This is a genomic window from Micromonospora sp. PRAS1 (assembly GCF_059553435.1).
Map to the genome: position 1 here is coordinate 1 of NZ_JCANNB010000063.1, position 18,898 is coordinate 18,898.

Below are 18,898 nucleotides of genomic sequence, written 5' to 3' on the forward strand. Positions count from 1 at the left end.
GGGCGGTATGCCCCGTATGCCGCGACCGAAAGTGCAAGATCGGCGAATGCTGGGGCGGGGCGGGGTGGGATCAGGGGTTTTTGGGGAGGGTGCCGCGGAAGCGTTCGTGTGCCGACTGCTTGCTGACGCCGAGCGCCGCGCCGATCTCGGCCCACGACCGGCCCGCCGTCCTCGCCTCGGCGACCGCCTGCCCGAGGAGCGCCTGCTGCCAGCGTTCGACGTGGGCGAGGAGGCTCAGCGCCTGCAACGGCCAGGTGGTGGCGAGTTCCGCGACGCTGTCGCGCAGCCCGTCGGAGCGCTGCACCAGCCAGGCCGGCGGCGCGGCGGCCCAGTACGGCTTCATGTGGGCGACCCAGTCCGAGGTCGCCGACATCCGGCCGGTCTCGCCTGGCGGATGTTCACCGGACCCGCTCCAGCCACACGAGCACCGCGCCCGTACGGCGACCGCCGCAGCGGTGTCTTCGTCCGCCGGCATCAGCGAACCGTCCGGTAGCCGGACGACCACCGAGCCGGCGTGCCCCGGCAGATCGGCTAACTGGATCTCCATGCGGAGCAGGATAGCGCCGTCAGGTTCCCCTGACGGGACCGGTACGGCTTGCCTGTCGAAGTTTGTATGGATAGCCTGCCGATCGTCCGCTGACGACAAAGGAGTGGCAGTGACGAATATCCACGGCACGGTGGCGCCCGGATTCGCAGCCGTACGCGAGGCGTTCGAGCAGAACTTCGTCGAGCACGGAGAGGTCGGCGCGGCAGTCTGCGTGTACCGCCACGGACGGCCGGTGGTCGACCTCTGGGGCGGACTGGCGGATCCCCGGACCGGCCGCCCGTGGCGCAGGGACACCCTCCAGATCGTCTACTCGACGACGAAGGGTGCCACCGCCGCCTGCGCCCACCTGCTGGCGCAGCGCGGAGAACTCGATCTGGACGCGCCGGTCGCCACCTACTGGCCGGAGTTCGCCACCGCGGGGAAGGAGCGGATTCCGGTGCGGTGGCTGCTGTCGCACCAGGCGGGCCTGCCCGCCCTCGACGTACCCGTGACGCTCGCCGACATCCGGTCCTGGGACCCGGTGGTGGCCGCGCTGGCCCGGCAGGCTCCGATCTGGACGCCCGGCAGCGCCCACGGGTACCACGCGTTCACCTACGGCTGGCTGGTGGGCGAGGTCGTCCGTCGGGTGTCCGGGCGCAGCCTCGGCGACTACTTCGCCGAGGAGATCGCCGCACCGCTGGGCCTGGACTTCTGGATCGGATTGCCGGAATCCGAACTGCACCGGGTGAGCCGGATCGTCGAACCGCCTCCGGCCGCTCCCCCGACCGCCGCCGAACTCGACGCACTGCCCCAGGAACTGCGGGACACGCTGGCCCGGTACCACGATCCGACGTCGCTGCCCGTGCGGGCGCTCTCCCCCGCCACCGAACCGGTCGACCTCAACCGCGTCGACCTACAGACCGCCCAGATTCCGGCGGTCAACGGCAGTTGCACGGCGTACGCGCTCGCCCGCTTCTACGCCGCGCTCATCGGCACCGTTGACGGCCACCGGATCCTCGACCCGGCGACGCTCGCCGTCGCCACCACCGAGCAGGCCGACGGCCTCGACCGCGTGCTGCACCTGCCGACCCGGCCCGCGCTCGGTTTCGGCCTCCCGCCGGCCGGCGTGCCCTGGTGGAGCCCGACCGCCTTCGGTCACGGCGGACACGGCGGATCGCTCGGTTACGCCGATCCGGAAAGCGGCATCGCCTTCGGCTACGTGCTGAACCGGCTGCACGTCAGCCCGGAACCGGACCGACGGACCACCAACCTCATCGAGGCGCTGCGAACCTCCCTCGCAGCCGTCTCCCCGACGACGGCTGCTGCCGTGGCATCCGGCAGGATTGCGCTGACCGGGTAACGACGTACAGGAGAATCCACATGAACCAGGCGAGCAAGCCCGAGGTCGGTCCGATCGAGGGCGCCCCGCCGGCCGACCTCGTGATCGAGGACATCACCGTCGGTGCGGGGGCCGAGGCCCAGCCCGGCCAGGTGGCCCGGGTGCACTACGTCGGTGTCTCGCACTCCACCGGTGCGGAGTTCGACGCCTCCTGGAACCGTGGCCAGGCGTTCGAGTTCCCGCTCGGGGGCGGGCGGGTCATCGCCGGCTGGGACCAGGGCGTGGTGGGGATGCGGATCGGCGGCCGGCGCAAGCTGACCATCCCACCGCACCTCGGCTACGGCAGCCAGGGTGCCGGCGGTCGGATCAAGCCGAACGAGACCCTGGTCTTCGTGGTCGACCTGCTCGACCTGCGCTGATTCCGGGCGGTCCGGCGCCGGCCCCCGTGCCCGGCGCCGGACTGGTCGTCCACGGCTCACACCGCGACGAGCAGACGGTCCGGTGCTGCCCCGGAGACGACCGGGATGACCCGACGCAGGCCGGTGGCCCGCAGCACCCGCTCCACCATCGGCGACGGGTTCACCAGCACCAACTCGCCACCCCGGGCCCGCACTCGCAGCCGCGCGGCGACCAGCGCGCGCACCCCGGCAGCGGAGAGCATCAGCAAATCGGAGAGATCCACCCGAAGCTCCGGCCGCGCCGGCGCCGCCCAGAGCGCGCCACGGAAGGCGGCGACGGTGGCGACGTCGACCACGCCGACCGCTCGTACGCACACCGCCTCGTCAAGGACTGTCGTCTCGACGTGGAACCGCTCCTCGCGCTCTCGCATGAACCGAACCTATCGTCCGGCACCGACACTTCCACCCTGCGCAGCGATGGTTCCGGGGTAATCCCAGGGCATGACCCGGGCGACCTCGGCATCCACCCTAGGGTGGATCCCCAGGGTGCTGTGCGCCGTATCAGGGCGGCAACTGCCGTGCCCCGCGGCCGGGCGGTGTACGGCCGGGCGGTGTACGGCCGGGCGGTGTACGGCCGGGCGGTGTACGGCCGGGCGGTGTACGGCCGGGCGGTGTACGGCCGGGCGGTGTACGGCCGGGCGGGTCCAGGGCGGACCGGCCCGGCCTGCGTACGCTCCGGTCAGCCGCCGCTCGCGGAGGGCGTCGGCTCCGGCGAACCACCGGCCACCGCCCCCGGGTCGGGTGCCTGGGTCGGCGTGGGCCGCAGTCCGGGTGGCACCGGCAGGGCGCTGCCCTTGGCGAACTCGTCCCAGCCGACGTTCCAGGCCGTCCAGCCGTTGCCCTCGTCGAGGGTCACCTCGGTGCCCCTGACGGTGACCAGGTCGCCGACCTGGGTGATCCCCATCAACCAGTCGGCGTTGGCCGCGGAGAGGTTGGTGCAGCCGTGCGAGACGTTTGTGTAGCCCTGGTCCCCCTCCGACCAGGGAGCACCGTGGATGAACTCGCCACCCCAGGTCAGCCGCTGGGCGTCCTCGACGTCGACCACGTAGGGATCGGCCGAGCCCGTGGTGTCGAAGGTGGTGAACTCGTGCTTCTCCATGATCACCATCTTGCCGCTGGAGGTCGGCGTGCTCGGTTTGCCGAGGCTTACCGGCAGCTTGCGCAGCAGCTTGCCGTCCCGGAGCACCGACATCTGCTTGGTCGCGTTGTCGATCTCCAGCTCGACCTGCCGGCCGATCTTCGAGGTGGCCCGCCGGTCGGCGTCACCGACGTTCTCCTTGCCGATCGGCAGGCCCTCCAGCGCCGCCCGGACGTTGATCGTCGTGCCCGGCCGCCAGAAATCGGGTGCCCGGTAATAGGCCTGGCTCCCGTCGGACACCCAGGACCAGGTGCCCGGCTGGGGCGGATCCGTCTTCACAAACAAACGGCGTTGCACATCCGCCCTGGCCTCTTTCGGAATTGGCGGGTCAAAGGCGACCGTTACCGGCATCGCCGTACCGTACGTCCGGTTGCCGGCGAAATAGAGCGTGCTGGTGATGGCCGGTTTTGACGATTTCGGCTGGGTCGTGAAGCTTGTCTTTCGGGTGACCGTCTTTCCGGAGTCACCGGTCGCGGTCACCTCTGCGGTGTAGGTCCGCTTCGGCTGCAGGATCTTGCTCGGCACCCAGCCCGAGCCGTCCTCGCGCGGCTCCGCCGCAACCGTGCCGCCCTTGTCGTCGGTGATCCGCACGGCGGTGACCCGACCATGCTTGACCAGGGTGCCGATCTCACCGCTGATCGGCACGTCCCGCGTGCCCTCGGCCGGCGTCACGGTCAACTCCGGCGCGGCGGCCCGCCCCTCGTTGCCCTGCCTTCGATCGCTTGTGCACGCGCCCAGCGCCAGCGGTGCCGCCGCGACGGTCACCGCCAGCAGCGTCAATCGCCCCCTCAACCTCATGACTGTTTCCCCCCGTTTGTTGCTCCGTCCTGTGCACATTCTCACCGCCAGCACGGTGCCGGTTTTGCATTTCCCCAAACCGCGTGGATATTACCCGGGGATGTTTTTCCGAAATCGCACCAGAATCGGCGACGAATACCTCGACGCGCCGGCTAGGACGTTTCTCGGCGGACTGGAGGCCGCTGTGCCGACCCGCGCCGTTCACGGCGGTTGTCCCGCCCGTACGCCAGCGTGCCCGGCGTCCGTTGCGGGACGCCGGGCAGGCATGAACAGCTGACGCCGAGCCCGCGGGGCCAGCCTCGGCCCGAGCCCAGGCAGGCGGGAGCGGTCAGACGGTGGCGATCAGCAGGGCCGGCTGCTCCACGCAGTCGGCGACGTGCCGCAGGAAGCCGCCGGCCACCCCGCCGTCGCAGACCCGGTGGTCGAAGGTGAGGCTGAGCTGCGTCACCTTGCGCACCGCGAGCTGGCCGTCGACCACCCACGGCTTGTCCACGATGCGTCCCACCCCGAGCAACGCCGCCTCCGGGTGGTTGATGATCGGCGTGGAGCCGTCGACCCCGAAGACGCCGTAGTTGTTGAGCGTGAAGCTGCCCCCGGTCAACCGGGCCGGCGGCAACTCACCGGCGCGCGCCGCTGCGGTGGTGGCGGCGAGTTCGGCGGCCAGTTCCTCGGTGGTGAGCCGGTCGGCGTCCCGCAGCACCGGGACGACCAGGCCACGTTCGGTCTGCGCGGCGATGCCCAGGTGCACCCCGGCCGACTGGATGATCCGCTGCCCTTCGGTGTCGACCCGCGAGTTGAGCTGCGGGTAGCGGCGCAGCCCGGACAGGCAGATCCGGGCGAGCAGAGCCAGGATGCTCACCGGGCGGTCGGGGCGGGCGGCGTTGATCGCGGCCCGGGTCGCGATCAACCCGGTGGCGTCGGCGTCGACCCAGATCGTCACCTCGGGGATCTCCCGCCGGCTGCGGGAGAGCTTGTCGGCGATCGCCCGCCGGATGCCGGTCAGCGGGATGACCACGTCGGACGCGCCGGGCGCGGCGAGCCCGACGTGCGCCGGCGGCGCTTCCGCCGGCAGGTCGGGCACGGCGGTGAGCCGACCCGCGCCGGCCGCCGGCACCCCGTCGGTCCCGGCACCCGACGGCACCCCGTCGGTCCCGGCACCCGACGGCACCCGGTCGGTCCCGGCACCTGGCGGCACCACGGCGCCGGCACCCGTGGTGGGCCCGGCCACGATCGCCGCGCCGGCCGCCGCTTCGACGTCGGCGCGGCGCACCACCCCGCCGGGACCGCTGCCGCGCAGGGTGGTCAGGTCCACCCCACGCTCGCGGGCCAGCCGCCGCACGATCGGCGAGATGACAAGTGCCGGCGACCGTTGCGGCCCGGCGGACCCGTCGGCCAGCGACGCCGCCGGGGTGTCGGCGGACGCTTCCGGTGCGGGACCGGGCTGCGGCTGGGCGGACGCCGCCGGACCGGCCGGCCCGACCGGGTGCGCCACCCGGGGGCGGCGACGCCGCCGCGCGCTGCCGTGACCGGTGCCGTACCCGATCAGCACGTTGCCGGAGCCGGCCCGCTCCTCCTCGCGGTAGACGGCGTGCCCGACCGGCTCGGCCGGCGCTGACCGGACCGCGACCGGCGCGGCGCCGTCGGCCACTGTGATCAGTGGCTGGCCGACCGGCCGCACCTCACCCTCCGCGCCGTGCAGGGCGACGACCCGGCCGGCGTACGGGCAGGGCACGTCCACGACCGCCTTCGCGGTCTCCACCTCGACCACGCTCTGGTCGACGGTGACGATGTCGCCGACCGCGACCCGCCACCGCACGATCTCCGCCTCGGTGAGCCCCTCCCCGAGGTCGGGCAGAAGGAAGACCTGCTCGCTCATGCCGCACTGCCTTCGGTCAGCCAACGCGGATCGGGCTGGTCGTCCCACTGCAACCGGGCCACGGTGTCGAGCACCCGGTCGACCGAGGGCAGGTGAGTGTGCTCCAGCATCGGCGCCGGATAGGGAATGTCCAGCCCGGACACCCGCAGCACCGGGGCGTGCAGGGCGTGGAAGCAGCGTTCCTGCACCCGGGCGGCGATCTCCGCGCCGACGCCCGCGAAGCCCTGGGCCTCCTGCACCACCACGCAGCGACCGGTCCGGCGCACCGATTCGGTCACCGTGGCGTCGTCGAACGGCACGATGGTGCGTACGTCGACCACCTCCAGGTCCCAGCCCTCCTCGCGGGCGGCTTCGGCGGCCTCCAGCGCGACCGGCACCGCCGGCCCGTACGCGACCAGGGTGGCGTCGCGTCCCGGCCGACGGACGACCGCCCGGCCGAACGGCTCGGTACGCGCCGGCAGCTCCGCCTCGGCGCTGGCGAAGTAGAGCTTCTTCGGCTCCATGAAGACCACCGGGTCCGGGTCGTCGATCGCCTCGCGCAGCAGCGAGTACGCGTCGGCGACGGTCGCCGGGGTGACCACCTTCAGGCCCGGGGTGTGCGCGTAGTACGCCTCGGACGAGTCGCAGTGATGCTCGACGCCGCCGATGCCGCCGGCGTACGGCACCCGGATCACCATCGGCACGCTCAGCGCGCCCCGGGTGCGGTTGCGCAGCTTCGCCACGTGCGAGGCGATCTGTTCGAACGCCGGGTACGCGAACGCGTCGAACTGCATCTCGACCACCGGCCGCAGCCCGGACATGGCCAGCCCGACGGCGAAGCCGACGATGCCGGCCTCGGCGAGCGGGGTGTCGAAGCAGCGCTTGTCGCCGAAGCGGGCCTGCAACCCGTCGGTGATCCGGAAGACCCCGCCGAGCTGCCCGACGTCCTCGCCGAAGACGACGACCCGCTCGTCGTCGAGCATCGCGTCGGCAAGCGCGGCGTTGAGGGCCTTCGCCATGGTCATGGTGGTCATCAGGCCTCCCCCTCCTGCGCCGCCGCCAGCTCGGCGCGGACGAGTTCCCGCTGCTCCACCAGTTGCGGGGTGGGCTGGGCGTAGACGTGGTCGAAGAGGCTTAGCGGGTCGACCGTGGGCTGGGCGTTCATCCGTTCGCGCAGCTGCGCGGCGTACGCCTCGGCCTGTTCGGCGATCTCGGCGACGGCCGCGTCGTCGAGCGCGTCGCGGGCACGCAGGTAGCTCTCCAGCCGGGCGACCGGGTCGCGGTCGCGCCACGCCTCGACCTCGTCGGCGTCCCGGTAGCGGGTGGCGTCGTCGGCGTTGGTGTGCGGTTCCATCCGGTAGGTGTGCGCCTCCACCAGGTACGGACCCTTGCCGGCGCGGGCGTGCGCGACGGCCCGGTTCAGCACGGCCAGCACGGCGACCGGGTCGTTGCCGTCGACCTGCTCGCTGGGTACGCCGTAGCCGACGCCCTTGTAGGCGAGCGTGGGGGCGGCGGTCTGCCGGGACAGCGGCACACTGATCGCGTACCTGTTGTTCTGCACGAAGTAGACCACCGGTGCCTTGAACACCGCGGCGAAGTTGACGCCCTCGTGGAAGTCGCCCTCGCTTGTGGCGCCGTCACCGATGTAGACGAGTGCCACGGTGTCGCGCCCCTGGTACGACTCGCCGTACGCCAGGCCGGCGGCGTGCACGCACTGGGTGGCGAGCGGGGTGCACTGGGGTGCGGTGTGCCGGGCGGCCGGGTCGTACCCGCAGTGCCAGTCGCCGCGCAGCAGGGTGAGCACCTCGACCGGGTCGATGCCGCGGGCGGTGAGCGCCATCGACTCGCGGTAGGTGGGGAAGACCCAGTCGTCGTCGCGCAGCGCCAGGACGCCGCCGACCTGGCACGCCTCCTGGCCCCGGGAGGACGGGTAGACGGCCAGCCGCCCCTGCTTGGTCAGTGCGGTGGCCTGCGCGTCGAAGCGCCGACCGACGACCATCCGCCGGTACATCTCGCGCAGCGCCTCGACGGGCGGCTCGGGGTAGTCGGCACGGGCCGGTAGCGGGCTGCCGTCCGGGTTCAGCAGCCGGACCGGTTCGGCCTGGGGCAGCAGAGCGGCGGACGGGTCGGGCACGGCCGGGGTGGCCGGCCGGCGCTTCCGCGGGGATGCCCTGCGGACCGCCTGGGGGGTGCTCGTCACGGCGGAACCTCCTGGACGTGTGGTGGCCCTATGCTCTAGCTGTCGGATGATTGACTCAAGGTCACCGGCAAACGCGGGACGAATGGCATCCAGGGGAGGCTTTGGTGAGTCAGGAGGACGTCGACACGCCGCACCGGACGGGCGGCACGGGACGATCGGCTCCGCCCCTGGACGAGGTGGACCGCCGCATTCTCGACGAGCTGACCCGGGACGCCCGGATCTCCATCCGCACGCTCGCCGAACGGGTCCACGTGTCGCGCACCAACGCGTACGCCCGGATGGAGCGGCTGTTGCGCGACGGAGTGGTCACCGGCTTCGCCGCGCGGGTCGACCCGGCGGCGGCCGGCCTGGGCACCTCGGCGTACATCGCGTTGACGATCCGGCAGGACACCTGGCGGGAGGTGTCGGCGGAGCTGGCCCGGGTGCGCTACGTCGAGCATGTCGCCCTGCTCAGCGGCGAACACGACGTGCTCGCGCTGGTCCGGGCACCGGACAACGCCACGCTGCGCGACGTGGTACTGGACCGGGTGCAGCGCATCGCCGGAGTGCTCGCCACCCGCAGTTGGCTGGTCTTCGACGAGTACGACGGCACGCAGAGCCCGTGGCGCTAGAAGACGAGCGGCACGTCATATCGGACAAAAGGCCACATTGAGGAGGCAATCACCCCTACGATATCGGCCGTGACCATATCGACAGACATGTGGACGCGGGCCCCGAACACCAGGCCGCCGTCGGCGTCGGCGCGGACCTCGACCCGCACACCGGTGACCAAGGTCGACCGCTCGTTCCGTGGCGACATCGAGGGCCTGCGGGCGGTCGCCGTGCTGCTGGTGCTGCTCGGCCACGCCGGCGTGCCGTACCTGCCCGGCGGTTTCGTCGGCGTGGACGTGTTCTTCGTGATCTCCGGCTTCCTGATCACCGGTCTGCTGGTGGAGCAACTCGACCGGCACGGTCGGCTCTCGCTCACCGAGTTCTACGCCCGGCGGGCGAAGCGACTGCTCCCCGCCGCCACCACGGTCCTCGTCGCGACCCTGCTGCTTACCTATTTCTTCCTGCCCCGTGGTCGCTGGTCCTCGACCGCCTGGGATGCCGTGGCCAGCGCGGTCTACGCGATGAACTGGCGCATGGCCGCGCAGTCGGTCGACTACGTCGCCGCCAACTCGGCGCCGAGCATCTTCCAGCACTTCTGGTCGCTCGCCGTGGAGGAGCAGTTCTACCTGGTCTGGCCGCTGCTGCTGATCGTGCTCGGGCTGCTCGCCCGGCGTCGGGGACGCGGCTCCCGGGGCCTATACCTGGCCGGACTGGCGTTGATCGCGGTCCCGTCGTTCGCTTGGGCGCTGCACACCTCGCCGGCCACCCCGGCGGCGTACTACGTCACCACCACCCGGATGTGGGAGTTGGCTCTCGGCGGGGCGCTCGCCGTCGCGGCGGTCTGGCTGAACCGGACCCCTGGCCCGGTCGCCGCCATCCTGGCCTGGGCGGGGCTGGTCACCATCGGTGGATCGGCCGTACTGATCACCACGGTGGGCGGTTTTCCCGGATACGCCGCGCTCGGTCCCACCCTGGGTACCGCCGCAGTGATCGCCTTCGGCCCCGCGGCCGGTCGTGGCGGCCCCGCTCTCCTGCTCGCCCGGCAACCCATGCGGGGCATCGGCGCGATCTCGTACTCGCTCTACCTGTGGCACTGGCCGCTGCTGATCGCCGCCCAGGCCTACTTCGGTGACCTCGGGCTCGGCGCATCCCTCGGGGTCGTCGCCGCCTCGGCGATCCCCGCAACGCTCACCTACCACTTCATCGAGAACCCGATCCGGCGCTCACCCAACCTCGCCGCCTGGCCGGGCAACGCCCTGCGCGTCGGCGCCCTCTGCACCGGCGTCGCCGTCCTGGCCGGTCTGGCGTTCCAACTTGTGGTTCCGGTGAAGACGAACCCGGTCACGCCCTCGGCCCTCGTGGGTCAGGCACCCGGAGCCAGCGCGGCACCGACGCCGGCAGGTCCGCCCGGTGCCGCGGCACTCGGCACCAAGCCCCGCAGCAGTCGGGCCGGCGTGCCCGTCGACCGGGTCGACTCGATCACCCCCGACCCGGTGGAGGCGACGGACGACGCACCACTGGTACGGAGGGAACGCTGGAACAGCTGCCACGTCTTCGAGGGGCCGTCGACCCCGCGGGCCTGCTTCTTCGGGGAGCCTTCCGCGAAGTTCCGGGTGGCACTCGTCGGCGACTCGCACGCCGACCACTGGCTTCCCGCCATGCAGGGGGTGGCGCAACAGAATGGCTGGCAGCTCATCTCGCACACGAAGTCCGCCTGCCCCTTCATCATCGCGGAGATCACGCTCAAACGCCGCTACCAGGACTGCACCGAGTGGAACAAGGCCGTCCGGGCGGATCTGCTCGGACCGAACCGGCCCGACCTGTTGATCACTACTCATTCCGAGTATCTGGTGGCGGGCGAGTCGCCGGAGAACAAGCGGTCCGCGATGGTCCGCGAGTTGCGGAGGATCTGGGGGGAGATGACGTCTGCGGGCATACCCGTGGTGGTACTGCGGGACACCCCGTACCAAAGCGTGGACGTCGCTGAGTGCGTGTCCAAGAACCCGAAACGTCTGACGAAGTGCACCACACCTCGGGACGTGGGCCTCAGCTTCGCTGGCGGGCCAGCACAGGAGCTGGCGGTCGACGGGCTGGACGGGGTGCGACTGATCGACCTGAACGACTGGATCTGCCCAGCGGAGCAGTGCGCGCCGGTCATCGGGGGCGTACTGGTCTGGCGCGACTTCCACCACCTCACAGCCACGTACTCCGCGACTCTCGCCAAGCCGTTGAGCGCCGCGCTCAAGCCGGTGGTCGCCGAGCTTCGGCGAGCCGGGTAGCGGCGTAGCCCTCGGGCGTGCTCAGCGCTCGGGCGGGGGCTCCAGTCCCTCCCGGTCGGCCAGTTCCAACAACGGTTCGAGGGAGAAACGGCGCTCGTCGAGGCCGGCGTGCGGGTCGCCACGCTTGGCGAAACGGTCGGGCATGGTGGTGACGTCGAAGTCCGCCGGCCGGGCGTCGTCCAGCTCGGCCCAGTCCAGCGGCGCGGAGACCAGCGCCGCCGGACTGGGCCGGATGGAGTACGCCGAGGTCATCGTGTGGTCCCGGGCCATCTGGTTGTAGTCGACGAAGACCGGCCGGTCCCGCTGCTCGCGCCACCAGGTGGTGGTGACCAGGTCGGGGCGGCGGCGCTGCATCTCGCGCCCCAGCGCCAGCACCGCCCGCCGGCAGTCGCCGAAGCTCCACCGGGGCTCGATCGACACGTAGACGTGCAGGCCGCGCCCGCCGGTGGTCTTGGGGTAGCCGGTCAGGCCCAGCTCGTCGAGGAAGGCGCGCACCTCGTGGGCCACCGGCACCACCTGGTCGAAACCGACCCCGGGCAGCGGGTCCAGGTCGATGCGCAGTTGGTCCGGCCGCTCGACATCCGCCCTGGTCACCGGCCACGGATGGAAGCGCAGCGTGCCGAGGTTGACCGCCCAGATCACCACCGCCAACTCACCGGGCGCGACCTCGTCGGCCGTCCGGCCGCTCGGGAAGGTGATGTGCGCGGTGCCAACCCAGTCGGGTGCGCCCGACGGCACCCGCTTCTGATAGAACGCGTCGCCCCGGTTGTCCTGCCGGGTGGCGATGGTCGCCCCCTCGAAGACGCCCCGGGGCCACCGCTCCAGCATGGTCGGCCGGTCCCGCAGCGCGCGCAGGATGCCCTCGCCGACGGCGAGGAAGTAGCGCACCACGTCGAGCTTGGTCAGCCCGCGCTCGGGAAAGTACGGCTTGTCCGGGCTGGAGACGCGGACGGTCCGCCGCCCCACCCGGATCTCCTCCGCTGCCGTCGCCACACCGTCACCGTACGTCCCCGGTCGCCGGAGCACCCGACGACCGGGGCGGCGCGCCGCCGGGGCGGGCCGGATGAGGCAACTGGCCGGTCAGCCGGCCGCCCGCGCGCCGGTCAGCCGTTCTCCCGCTCCAGGCGCGAAGCGAGCAGTTGCTTGCCCTGCTCGCCCGCCTTGCGGTTGTTCTCCTGAATCTTGCGGAACCAGGTGGCGAGTTCCTTGTCTCCCCGCGCGTCGGCGTCGGCGATGTACGTCTCCAACTGCCAGATGTGTTGCAGCGACATCTGCACCGCGTGCAGCAGGTCGTAGTTCTTGTCCTTTACCGGGCTGGCCGGCTCCTTCACCATCGTGGCCACGGTTCACCTCCAGATGACTGGCGTCAGGTCCCGGCCGGGTACCCCTGGCCCGCGCCGCCACACCCACCTGGGAAAAGTCGAGCCGGTACGGCCGGCCGCTACCCGTCGGCGGCCGACGGTGGGCCGAAGAGGCCGTGCCGCAGCAGCCGCTGGTTCGCGGCGCTGCGCCGGGCCAGTGTCTCCGGGTCGAACATCGGCTGGTCCAGATTGGGTTGCATGACCGGTTCCAGCAGCAGGGGCCCGAGGATCAGGCACAGCAGCTGGAACGGCGCCCACTCGGCGTCGCCGCCGGCCCGACCTGCCTCGGTGGCGGCCAGCCGGTCCAGTTCGACGCGCGCGCCGGCAAGCAGCCGGGCGAACAGGGCGGCGCTGGACGGGCTCTCCTCCAGCAGGACCCGGCGCAGGTAGCCGCGGAGCAGCGGGTCGGCACCGAACATCCGGGCCGATACGGCACCGAGCGAGGCCATCAGTTCCCCGGTGCCGTCGAGTTCGCGCAGCGCGGCGCCGATGCGGCCGAGGACCTCCTCGTCCACCGCCGCGCGCAGGCCCTCCTTGGAACCGAAATGGTGGATCACCAGTGCGGGAGACAGGCCGGCCGCGGCGGCCACCGCCCGGGTCGAGGTGGCCTCGAACCCGCGTTCGGCGAAGAGCCGCAGCGCCGCCTCCCGCAGCCGCGCCCGCCCGGTCAGGTCCGATGCCGGCTTTGCTCGCATGCCAGGCACGGTATGCCACCTGCCGGCCGGCAGCGGGGACGGCCCGGGTGGGATCGGGGTGATCCCCGAGGCCGATTCCCGGGTCTCACCCGATCCAGCACTAAACATCTGTTCAGTACGTTGAACGCATGAACAGTTCTTCCGCCGGCAGCCCCGCGACGCCGCTGGCCGACCCGCCCGAGCCTCGACCCCGCCGCGCCCACCTGCACTACCTGGACAACCTTCGGGTGGCGATGATCCTGCTGGTGGTGATCCACCACGCGGCCCAGCCGTACGGGCCGGCCGACTGGTGGTACTTCCGGGGCGACCAGCGGACCGAGTCCCTGGCCACGCTCTCGGCCATCGGCGGGGCGTTCCGGATGAGCCTGTTGTTCTTCGTCGCCGCCTACCTGGTGCCCCGCGCGGTGGAGCGCCGGGGCGGCTGGGCGTTCGCCCGCGGCCGACTCACCCGGCTCGGCGTTCCGTTCCTGGTCGGCGCCGCCACCATCATCCCCGCGCTCATGTACACCTACTACGTCAAGTACCGCGGCTATCCACCGATCTCGTTCGGCCGCTACTACCTGGACGTGTTCCTCGGCTTCGGCCCCGAGCCGGCCGGCTGGACCGGTCCGATCTGGCCGGACCTCCAGTTCGGCCACCTCTGGTTCATCCAGAACCTGCTCGCCTTCAGCCTGCTCTACCTCGCCGGCCGGGCGGTGGTGCGGCTGGCCCGCCGGCACCGGCACCGCCCCGCGCCCGCCTGGCTGACCCGGGCACCCGACCACCGGGCGCTGCTCGGCTTCACGCTCACCCTGGCCGCGGTCGCGTTCGGGGTCCGGATCCGCTACCCGCTCGACGAATGGGTTCCCGTCTTCGAGTTCATCCAGGCCGAACCGGCCCGGCTGGCCCAGTACAGCGCCTTCTTCGTCGCCGGAGTGCTCGCTTACCGGTACGACTGGCTCGGCCAACTCCCCCGCCGTACCGGATACACCTGGTTGGCCGTCGGCCTGACCCTCGTCGCCGGACTCTTCGTCACCGGCACCGACACCGCCTACTTCGCCAGCGGTGGCGCGTCCTGGGCGTCGGCCTGCTGGACGCTCGTGGAGACGGCCATCTGTGTCGGGCTGAGCGTCGGCCTGCTCACCCTGTTCCGGGACGCGTTCGCCGGCCACAACCGGCTCAGCCGCGCGCTGGCCGACAGCTCGTACACCGTCTACCTGATCCACCTGCCGATCGTGGTGGCGCTCCAGTTCACCGTCGCCCGGGCCGACCTGCCCGTGCCGGTCGCCTTCACCGTCGTCGCCGCGCTCGCCATGGTGGCCAGCGTCGCGGTCGCCGTACCGATCCGGCGGCTGCCCGGCCTGCGCGCCGTCCTGTAGCAGCAAGGGGTACGGCGGCGCGGCGCGGTCGCCACGGCGCGGCGCCGGCGTACCCGGTAGGATTCCCTTCGGGCCGTGACTGGCGCATTGGAGATGGAGCACCATCGGGGAGCGGCCCCGTCACGAGGACGCGTGCCGAGCGCCTGGGCCTTCCGTACGTCATCAGGAGGTCGCATGTCGCGCAACGTCGAGTCCACCGCCTTTCGCAGCGCGCTAGAGGTGATCGGCGGTGTCGAGCCGCGCGTCGCCGAGGCCATCCGCGCCGAGCTGGCCGACCAGCGTGAGTCGCTCAAGCTGATCGCCAGCGAGAACTACGCCTCGCCGGCCACCCTGCTGGCGATGGGCAACTGGTTCAGCGACAAGTACGCCGAGGGCACGATCGGCCGCCGCTTCTACGCCGGCTGCCAGAACGTGGACACCGTCGAGGCACTCGCCGCCGAGCACGCCCGGGAGTTGTTCGGCGCCACGCACGCGTACGTGCAGCCGCACTCGGGCATCGACGCCAACCTGGTGGCGTTCTGGGCGATCCTGGCCGACCGGGTCGAGGCCCCGGCGCTGAAGCGGGCACAGGCCCGGCACGTAAACGACCTGACGGAGGCGGACTGGTTCGCGCTCCGCCGGGAACTGGGCGACCAGCGGATGCTCGGCATGTCGCTTGACGCCGGTGGGCACCTGACCCACGGCTTCCGGCCGAACATCTCCGGCAAGATGTTCGACCAGCGCAGCTACGGCACCGACCCGGCCACCGGCCTGGTCGACTACGACAAGGTCGCCGAGGCGGCCCGCGAGTTCCGGCCGCTGGTGCTGGTCGCCGGCTACTCGGCGTACCCGCGGAAGGTGAACTTCCGGATCATGCGGGAGATCGCCGACTCCGTCGGCGCCACCTTCATGGTGGACATGGCCCACTTCGCCGGACTGGTCGCCGGCAAGGTCTTCACCGGCGACTTCGACCCGGTGCCGCACGCGCACATCGTCACCACCACCACCCACAAGTCGTTGCGCGGCCCGCGCGGCGGCATGGTGCTCTGCGGCCCGGAGCTGGCCGACCAGGTGGACCGGGGTTGCCCGATGGTGCTCGGCGGCCCGCTGCCGCACGTGATGGCCGCCAAGGCGGTCGCGCTGGCCGAAGCCCGCCGCCCCGACTTCGCCGACTACGCCCAGCGCATCGTCGACAACGCCCAGGCGCTGGCCGAGGGATTGCTGCGCCGGGGCACCAAGCTGGTCACCGGCGGCACCGACAACCACCTGGTGCTGATCGACGTCACCGGTTACGGGCTGACCGGCCGGCAGGCCGAGCAGGCGCTGCTGGACTCGGGCATCGTCACCAACCGCAACGCGGTGCCGCAGGACCCGAACGGCGCCTGGTACACCTCCGGCATCCGGATCGGCACGCCCGCGCTGACCACCCGCGGGCTGGGCCCGGCGGAGATGGACGGCACCGCCGAGCTGATCCACACCGTGCTCAGCCAGACCACCGCCGGCACCGGTCCGGACGGCGCCGCCAGCAAGGCGAAGTACGTGCTCGACCCGGCGCTCGCCGACAAGGTCAGCCGCCAGGCCAGCGAACTGCTCGCCGGCTTCCCGCTCTACCCGAACGTCGACCTGGCCTGACCGGCACGCGACCCCGCCGGGCCAGCGCACCGGCCTGGCGGGGCCGCGAGGTCGGGCAGCCGGCTCACGCGCAGTCGAAGGTCCACAGGAACCACTGGGTGCTCAACGGTTGGGCACTCTGCTCGCAGTACCACCAGTCCCAACGTCCCTCCGCCACGCCGGAGGCGCCGTACGACCGGCAGAACTGGTAGTCGTAGCGATCCCGAAGGATGGCGGTTTCAGTTCAGCGGACGCTTGAGGTGATAGCGGTGCACCTCGGTGCTGCCCTGGACGTTGTTCACGTCCTCGGCCGCCGTGACGAGCTCCCAACCCTCCCGGCCAACCCGGTTGAGATGCGCGACGGCGGTGTCGCCGTACGCCGTGACATCCTTCCGGGACCCGTCCGGCCCGTACCAGACGAAGGTGACGTGAAAATTCCGGCCCTGTCCCTGGTAACGGCGGACCAGCAGGGCGTACTCCCAGGCAATCATGCCGCCCATTATGACCGTCCACCCAGGACGACGGCAGGGTGGCCGTCACAGGTTGCCAGGCGGTGAACACGGCGAGTCGATCTGTCCCTCAGCCGACCGGCACGGTACGCAGCTGGCGGGCGGCGGCCGGATCGGCGCAGCCGGCGAGAGCCAGCGCGTCGCGCAACTCGTCGGCGAGCAGGCGCAACCCGGCACTCGCCCCGGCCGCTCCCCCGGCGGCCAGCGCCCAGAGCATCGGCCGACCGACAAGTACCCCGTGCGCTCCCAGCGCCAGCGCCCGCAGCACGTCGAGGCCGCCCCGGACCCCGCTGTCCAGCAGCACCTCGCACCGGTCGTCCACGGCGGCGACCACCTCGGGCAGCATTGTGGCGCTGGCCGGCACCCCGTCGAGTTGCCGTCCGCCGTGATTGGAGACCACCACCGCCCGCGCACCCGCGTCGACCGCGCGTACCGCGTCGGCCGGGTCGAGGACGCCCTTCACCACCAGCGGCAGCTCGCAGTGCTCGCCCAGCCACCGCAGGTCCGCCCAGCCCAGTGCCGGCGCGAAGGCCGCGCCGCTGGTCACCGGGACCGGCGTGACGCCGGGCGTACCGCCGTGGGCTAGGTCGTCCCGCCCGCCGGGCAGGTTCGCCGCCACCAGCTCCGCCGGCAACCGGAACGCGTTGCGCAGGTCCCGGTATCGCCGTCCGAGCACCGGCACGTCGACGGTGACCACCAGCGCCCGGCAGCCGGCCTCCCGTACCCGGGCCAGCAGGTCCGTCACCATCCCCCGGTCGCGCAGCCAGTAGAGCTGGAACCACACCTCGGCACCGGTCGCGGTGACCTGCTCGATCGGGGTGCTGCCCAGGATGCTGGCGAGGTAGGGCACCTCGGCGGCCCGGGCCGCGCCGGCCAACCCGATCTCGCCCTCGGGATGCACCAGCCGCTGGTAGGCCATCGGCGCCACCCCGACCGGCATCGCGTACTCCCGCCCGAGCAGTCGGGTCCGCAGGTTGGCGGTGGCCACCCCGGTCAGCACCCGGGGCAGCACCCCGACCCGGTCCAGCGCGCTCCGGTTCGCATTCAGCGTCAGCTCGGTGCCGCTGCCACCGTCCAGGTAGTCCCACACCTCCGGCGGCAGCACCGACCGGGCCCGCTCCGCAAAGTCAGCCAGACAAACCGGCAGCATGCTCTCCACGCCACCAGCTTAGGAAGCAAGGAAGGGCCCCCTATTAACGCCTCGTGTATAGGAGGGGCCCCCTATTAACAACTCGGCACCGAACCCGCCGCTCAGCCGAGGGCGCCGGGTGGGTCTTTGGACGAGATGCCGCAACTAGTGCACCTGGTCGGCTGGGATGCCGCGACATACCGCAACTCAGGTGACCGGCCAGCGGCAGGACGGCCGGCTCGTTACCGGGGGCGTATGGTCGGGCGATGGCCAGTTGGGAAGACGTACGCCGGGTCGCGCTGAGCCTGCCGGAGAGCACGGAGCGGCCCTCGTACGACGGGTTGCCCGCGTGGAAGGTCCGAGACAAGTCCTTCGTCTGGGAGCGTCCGTTGCGCCGCTCCGACCTCGACGCCCTCGGGCCGGCGGCCCCGGACGGGCCGATCCTCGGCGTACGCGTGGCCGACCTCGGCGTCAAGGAGGCGCTGCTCGCCGACGACCCTGCCCTCTTCTTCGCCACGCCGCACCTCGACGGCTATCCCATCGTGCTGGTCCGGCTGAACCGGATCGAGGTCGACGAGCTGACCGAGCTGATCGTGGAGGCGTGGTACGCCCGCGCCCCGAAACGGCTCGCCGCCGCCCACCGAGCCGAGTCGGCAGCACCCCCGGCCTGAACCCGCGTCCTCACTCGCATCCTTGGCGGGAGCACGCCCCGCGATCGCCGAGCGCGCTCCCGACGAGGGGCACGGGGCTCGAAGGTCAGTGCCGGGTCGCGCGGACGAAGGCGGTCCAGGCCGCCGGAGAGAAGGTCAGCGCCGGTCCCGCCGGATCTTTGCTGTCCCGTACGGCGACAAGGCCAGGCAGATTGTCCGCGACCTCGACACAGTTGCCGCCGTTGTCCCCGCTACGGCTGCTCTTCCGCCAGCGCACTCCAGTCAAATCAGCCACGATGAACCTCCCCAATGATCTTGTCGATCAGTCGCCTTGATTCTTCCTCATCAAGCGCCAGCGACGTGAGGCTTGTCCAGACTTCTTCATAGCTGGCTATTTCTTCCTTGCGGTCCAGGTAGAGGGC

Annotated in this window: 20 protein-coding genes and 1 riboswitch; of the genes, 7 read left to right on the forward strand and 13 right to left on the reverse strand. The window is 71.7% G+C overall.

Annotated elements, in window-relative coordinates:
- Positions 1 to 70: 70 nt before the first annotated feature.
- Positions 71 to 547: a hypothetical protein gene (locus AC507J_RS31285; RefSeq protein ID WP_496294004.1), complete on the reverse strand. Its 477-nt coding sequence runs from the start codon at positions 545 to 547 to the stop codon at positions 71 to 73.
- A gap of 109 nt (positions 548 to 656) precedes the next feature.
- On the opposite strand from AC507J_RS31285, the gene AC507J_RS31290 reads away from it, so the two are divergent.
- Entirely contained in the window at positions 657 to 1,886 is a 1,230-nt protein-coding gene (locus AC507J_RS31290; RefSeq protein WP_496294006.1) for a serine hydrolase domain-containing protein, read from the forward strand.
- Positions 1,887 to 1,906: 20 nt separating this feature from the next.
- Positions 1,907 to 2,284 (forward strand): FKBP-type peptidyl-prolyl cis-trans isomerase, encoded by a 378-nt coding sequence (locus AC507J_RS31295; RefSeq protein WP_496294008.1) that lies wholly within the window; start codon positions 1,907 to 1,909, stop codon positions 2,282 to 2,284.
- Between the two features lie 56 nt (positions 2,285 to 2,340).
- On the opposite strand, the gene AC507J_RS31300 is transcribed toward AC507J_RS31295, so the two are convergent.
- The 5 genes from AC507J_RS31300 to pdhA form a co-directional block, all read right to left on the reverse strand.
- A complete protein-coding gene (locus AC507J_RS31300; RefSeq protein WP_496294010.1) occupies positions 2,341 to 2,694 on the reverse strand; it encodes an STAS domain-containing protein in 354 nt (117 codons plus the stop codon).
- Positions 2,695 to 3,002: 308 nt separating this feature from the next.
- On the reverse strand, positions 3,003 to 4,259 hold the full coding sequence (locus AC507J_RS31305) for a L,D-transpeptidase (protein WP_496294012.1): 1,257 nt from the start codon (positions 4,257 to 4,259) through the stop codon (positions 3,003 to 3,005).
- A 328-nt stretch (positions 4,260 to 4,587) separates the two neighbouring features.
- Positions 4,588 to 6,135 (reverse strand): dihydrolipoamide acetyltransferase family protein, encoded by a 1,548-nt coding sequence (locus AC507J_RS31310; protein WP_496294014.1) that lies wholly within the window; start codon positions 6,133 to 6,135, stop codon positions 4,588 to 4,590.
- On the reverse strand, positions 6,132 to 7,148 hold the full coding sequence (locus AC507J_RS31315) for an alpha-ketoacid dehydrogenase subunit beta (RefSeq protein ID WP_496294016.1): 1,017 nt from the start codon (positions 7,146 to 7,148) through the stop codon (positions 6,132 to 6,134). Before AC507J_RS31315 ends, AC507J_RS31310 begins: the two co-directional genes overlap by 4 nt.
- The gene (gene pdhA / locus AC507J_RS31320) at positions 7,148 to 8,314 is read right to left on the reverse strand and encodes a pyruvate dehydrogenase (acetyl-transferring) E1 component subunit alpha (protein WP_496294018.1); all 1,167 of its coding nucleotides are present in this window, start codon (positions 8,312 to 8,314) and stop codon (positions 7,148 to 7,150) included. The genes AC507J_RS31315 and pdhA overlap by 1 nt, the downstream gene beginning before the upstream one ends.
- 101 nt (positions 8,315 to 8,415) lie before the next feature.
- On the opposite strand from pdhA, the gene AC507J_RS31325 reads away from it, so the two are divergent.
- Both AC507J_RS31325 and AC507J_RS31330 read left to right on the forward strand, forming a co-directional pair.
- Positions 8,416 to 8,925, forward strand: a complete 510-nt coding sequence (locus AC507J_RS31325) for an Lrp/AsnC family transcriptional regulator (RefSeq protein WP_496294020.1) — start codon at positions 8,416 to 8,418, stop codon at positions 8,923 to 8,925.
- A gap of 69 nt (positions 8,926 to 8,994) precedes the next feature.
- Positions 8,995 to 11,184 (forward strand): acyltransferase family protein, encoded by a 2,190-nt coding sequence (locus AC507J_RS31330; RefSeq protein WP_496294022.1) that lies wholly within the window; start codon positions 8,995 to 8,997, stop codon positions 11,182 to 11,184.
- A 21-nt stretch (positions 11,185 to 11,205) separates the two neighbouring features.
- On the opposite strand, the gene AC507J_RS31335 is transcribed toward AC507J_RS31330, so the two are convergent.
- The 3 genes from AC507J_RS31335 to AC507J_RS31345 all read right to left on the reverse strand — a co-directional run bounded on the left by AC507J_RS31335 (position 11,206) and on the right by AC507J_RS31345 (position 13,240).
- Positions 11,206 to 12,177: a DNA polymerase domain-containing protein gene (locus AC507J_RS31335; protein ID WP_496294024.1), complete on the reverse strand. Its 972-nt coding sequence runs from the start codon at positions 12,175 to 12,177 to the stop codon at positions 11,206 to 11,208.
- Positions 12,178 to 12,287: 110 nt separating this feature from the next.
- Positions 12,288 to 12,518 (reverse strand): hypothetical protein, encoded by a 231-nt coding sequence (locus AC507J_RS31340; RefSeq protein WP_496294036.1) that lies wholly within the window; start codon positions 12,516 to 12,518, stop codon positions 12,288 to 12,290.
- A gap of 107 nt (positions 12,519 to 12,625) precedes the next feature.
- A complete protein-coding gene (locus AC507J_RS31345) occupies positions 12,626 to 13,240 on the reverse strand; it encodes a TetR/AcrR family transcriptional regulator (RefSeq protein ID WP_496294026.1) in 615 nt (204 codons plus the stop codon).
- A gap of 128 nt (positions 13,241 to 13,368) precedes the next feature.
- Here AC507J_RS31345 and AC507J_RS31350 point away from each other — a divergent pair, with 128 nt between their 5' ends.
- Positions 13,369 to 14,598 carry an acyltransferase family protein gene (locus AC507J_RS31350; RefSeq protein ID WP_496294028.1) on the forward strand — a complete coding sequence of 410 codons (1,230 nt, stop codon included), beginning with the start codon at positions 13,369 to 13,371 and terminating at the stop codon, positions 14,596 to 14,598.
- 65 nt (positions 14,599 to 14,663) lie between these two features.
- A riboswitch (ZMP/ZTP riboswitch) is annotated at positions 14,664 to 14,754 on the forward strand.
- Positions 14,755 to 14,772: 18 nt separating this feature from the next.
- Positions 14,773 to 16,209 carry a glycine hydroxymethyltransferase gene (locus AC507J_RS31355; protein WP_496294030.1) on the forward strand — a complete coding sequence of 479 codons (1,437 nt, stop codon included), beginning with the start codon at positions 14,773 to 14,775 and terminating at the stop codon, positions 16,207 to 16,209.
- A gap of 218 nt (positions 16,210 to 16,427) precedes the next feature.
- Here the strand turns inward: AC507J_RS31355 and AC507J_RS31360 are convergent, their stop codons facing one another.
- Positions 16,428 to 16,688 carry a hypothetical protein gene (locus AC507J_RS31360; RefSeq protein WP_111242354.1) on the reverse strand — a complete coding sequence of 87 codons (261 nt, stop codon included), beginning with the start codon at positions 16,686 to 16,688 and terminating at the stop codon, positions 16,428 to 16,430.
- Between the two features lie 79 nt (positions 16,689 to 16,767).
- Positions 16,768 to 17,847 carry an alpha-hydroxy acid oxidase gene (locus AC507J_RS31365; RefSeq protein WP_496294038.1) on the reverse strand — a complete coding sequence of 360 codons (1,080 nt, stop codon included), beginning with the start codon at positions 17,845 to 17,847 and terminating at the stop codon, positions 16,768 to 16,770.
- A 245-nt stretch (positions 17,848 to 18,092) separates the two neighbouring features.
- Between AC507J_RS31365 and AC507J_RS31370 the strand changes: the two genes are divergently transcribed.
- On the forward strand, positions 18,093 to 18,497 hold the full coding sequence (locus AC507J_RS31370) for an MmcQ/YjbR family DNA-binding protein (RefSeq protein ID WP_496294032.1): 405 nt from the start codon (positions 18,093 to 18,095) through the stop codon (positions 18,495 to 18,497).
- A gap of 85 nt (positions 18,498 to 18,582) precedes the next feature.
- On the opposite strand, the gene AC507J_RS31375 is transcribed toward AC507J_RS31370, so the two are convergent.
- Positions 18,583 to 18,771 (reverse strand): DUF397 domain-containing protein, encoded by a 189-nt coding sequence (locus AC507J_RS31375; protein ID WP_496294034.1) that lies wholly within the window; start codon positions 18,769 to 18,771, stop codon positions 18,583 to 18,585.
- Positions 18,764 to 18,889: a Scr1 family TA system antitoxin-like transcriptional regulator gene (locus AC507J_RS31380; protein WP_496294040.1), complete on the reverse strand. Its 126-nt coding sequence runs from the start codon at positions 18,887 to 18,889 to the stop codon at positions 18,764 to 18,766. The genes AC507J_RS31375 and AC507J_RS31380 overlap by 8 nt, the downstream gene beginning before the upstream one ends.
- Positions 18,890 to 18,898 lie beyond the last annotated feature (9 nt).